Source organism: Rhodoferax sp., from assembly GCF_039922535.1.
Classification (GTDB): Bacteria; Pseudomonadota; Gammaproteobacteria; order Burkholderiales; family Burkholderiaceae_C; genus Rhodoferax_B.
The window spans coordinates 1-2,747 of the sequence record NZ_JBDTEM010000326.1 but is presented as its reverse complement, the minus strand read 5'-3'; the positions used below and the strand labels follow the sequence as shown (position 1 = coordinate 2,747).

Genomic DNA, 2,747 nt, shown 5'->3' with positions numbered 1-2,747 from the left:
GACACCCTCAAAATCGATAAATCATTCATCCATTCTGCGACGACCGACCATTTCCGGGCGGAACTGGTCAGGGCGATTTTGTCTATTGCACGCTGCCTGAACCAGGTGGTGGTGGCTGAAGGTGTAGAAACCCGTGAGCAGGCAGACTTTTTGGCCGCTGAAGGATGCCAACTGGCACAGGGCTACCTGTTCAGCCCAGCGGTACCCCGGGAGCAGTTGCTGGCTTTTTCCGTTACATACCTCGTACCTGAAGGCATGGGCTTCAAACAACCCAGCGAATAAGGCGCTGCCTGGCATTTCGAGTCCATGACCCAGGGCTTTGGCGGCACGGATGCGCAGCTGGAGGTGTATTTGCTGCGGAATATGTAGCTGCCTGCGCAGGTGGAATCTGCGCTAGAGGCTGATTCTTCTTAAATCCATTACCAACAAATCTGCTCGAACAAGCCCATCAGCTTGGCGGCGCGGGCGGCGTTGAACTGTCCGACCCAGCCAATGCGGCCCAGCAAATGCCCGCGGAAATCCACCAAAGCCGCAGGGTTCTGCGAAGCCGGCCCGCGGTGCACGCACTGGTGCAAACAGGCTTTGAGCCGGTCAAAATCCTGCCGCGGCGTATTGGGCTGCGCGTTCACCACCACGCCGGTAATCCGTTGTTGCCGGTGCTGCGGCAGGCAGCGGGCTTTGGCCGGATGCAGGATAAAGCCTTCGTCCTCGGCAATCGCCGCCACCCAGGCCTGCAGCGCCCGAAACTGCGGGCGCAAGGCGGCCGATCCCGAGAACACCAGATCATCTGCATAGCGGGTGTAGCGGGCGCCAAACGCCCAGGCCAGGCCGTCCAGCCGCAGATCGAGGCCAAAGGCACACAGGTTCGCCAGGGTCGGAGACGTCGGCGCGCCCTGGGGCAAATGGGCCGACCGCAGGCGCTTGGCGCCCAGCCAATCCAGACCACCGTCTTCGCGCAATCTCTCTGTCACCATCTGGGCGGTGCGGTGGGTGCACAGCGCCGTCAGGCAGCGCGCCACACCCAAGGGATAGCCCAGCGTACGCCACAGCGCCAAGACCCGCGCCGCGCGAATACCGCCAAAGAAATCGCGCAGATCAAACCGGACCACCACCGCCTGGCCCGCATGTACCGCGGCATGGGTGGCGACCGAGCGGCCGGGGACAAAACCGTGCGCCGCCTCGTGTACCGGAACCTGCTGCAGCAAACCCACGTAGACGGCACGTTGCACGCGTTTCAGATCCACTTTCGGAATTTCCAACAGGCGCATACCGCCGTTGCGCTTGGGCTGCAGCTTGTAGCGGTAGTGCTCGGCCCCCAAAGGGACTTCGGGGCTCAACCAGGCCAAGCGGTCCAGTGGCATCTTCAGCCAATCGGCCAGATCGAGCACGGTGGGCAGATCGGGCAACGCGCAGCCCTCCAGTCCCAGAGGCCGCGGCAGCATGTTCGGCGGGCGCAGTATCAAGCGCCGGACATGCGGCCGGGCACCGTCGGCAAAAGCTGCGTCGAACGGGTTTTCAGCGTGTATTTCGTCGCCGTTCTGGTCGTCCGCCACGAGCGGCTGCGCGGGTGCCGACACCAGAATGCGCTGGGTCAGCGCCTCCAGATCCATTTTTCGCCAGCCGGCGGCGGGCAGCAAAGCCAGCGGCGCGACGACGGCTGGGAGCCATGCCGGACTCTCGCCCAGGGTTGCCGCGGCCCGCGCCTGCAGGGCGGCTGCGCTGGTGCCGCCGGGCTGCCCGGCATCGGCCAACATGGCGCGCGCCAGACTGCGGGCAATCCAGGTTCGGTAGGAAATGTCGCGCATAAACCCCAAAAATAGGTGGCAACCAGCGCGCCAACCAGCAGGTCCGGCGTGGGCAATCCGCGCAGCATGCGCGTGCGGCGCACGCACCGAGATGGCTCGGCAAAAAACAACCATGGGGGTACCCCACAGTGCGAGTCAGAGCAAGGTATCGCCCTGGGCTCACGAATCTTGGCGCGCTGGCGCCGAGGCCATTCTACGGGGCAGTTAACGCTGCAATACAGCGAACATCGGCTATTGAATATGTAGCTGCCTGCGCAGGTGGAATCTGCGCTAGAGGCTGATTTTCTTTAAATTTTCTGCCGCAATCGCACGGAACTCCGCCGAGATACGTGCATCGCCCGCCACCGCGCTCCAGAACACCCGGGCCAGCGCTTGGGCGCGCTCCCAGGCTGGCAGGGTGGCGGTGGTCGGCTGCAGCCGACCGGCGGCGAAATCGCGCGGCACCAGCTCGCCGCCGACCGGGGCGTAGAGCATCGGCAGCATGTCGTAGGTGGGCGACAGCTTCCAGTCGTCGTTGTCCAGCAGCAGCGAGATGTTGCCGTAGTGCCTGTCCGTGTTGGCGATCAGCACACCAAAGGCTTCGAGGAAGCGCAGGTGCTCGGCATCGGCGGCGGTTAGCAGGCCGCGGGCCTGCATGCGCTCAGCGGTGGCGGCCCAGTTGTCCATGGCGCCGACGTATTCGGCGTCGTAGACCATCAGCGAGACCATGCCGACGCGGCCATGTTCGGTGCGGTCGAAGCGCTCGGCTTCCAGAAACACCCGGCCCGCGCCGTGGTGAATCTGCGTGGTGGCCGCAGGCACACCGGCCTGGGCCAGGGTTTGCAGCGCCAGGTGCTCGCAGACCAGCAGGTCGCGGGTGCGCTGGTCGGTGGGCGCATCGCCGGCCGGCGAAAACTTGACGATCACGTGGCGACCCGCGGTGTGGGTGCAGAACTTGGGTTG

Annotated in this window: 3 protein-coding genes; 1 reads left to right on the top strand and 2 read right to left on the bottom strand. The window is 64.7% G+C overall.

The genetic code is table 11. The features are described 5' to 3' along the window. Nucleotides 1–282, top strand: a 282-nt coding sequence (locus ABI213_RS15620) for an EAL domain-containing protein (RefSeq protein WP_348027753.1), incomplete at its 5' end; no start/stop codon positions are given. Between the two features lie 137 nt (nucleotides 283–419). On the opposite strand, the gene ABI213_RS15615 is transcribed toward ABI213_RS15620, so the two are convergent. Beyond that, complete coding sequence (locus tag ABI213_RS15615) at nucleotides 420–1,805, bottom strand: reverse transcriptase family protein (RefSeq protein ID WP_348006579.1); 1,386 nt, start codon at nucleotides 1,803–1,805, stop codon at nucleotides 420–422. A 270-nt stretch (nucleotides 1,806–2,075) separates the two neighbouring features. Next, nucleotides 2,076–2,747: HipA domain-containing protein (locus ABI213_RS15610; RefSeq protein ID WP_348027751.1), on the bottom strand; the 672-nt coding region annotated here is incomplete at its 5' end.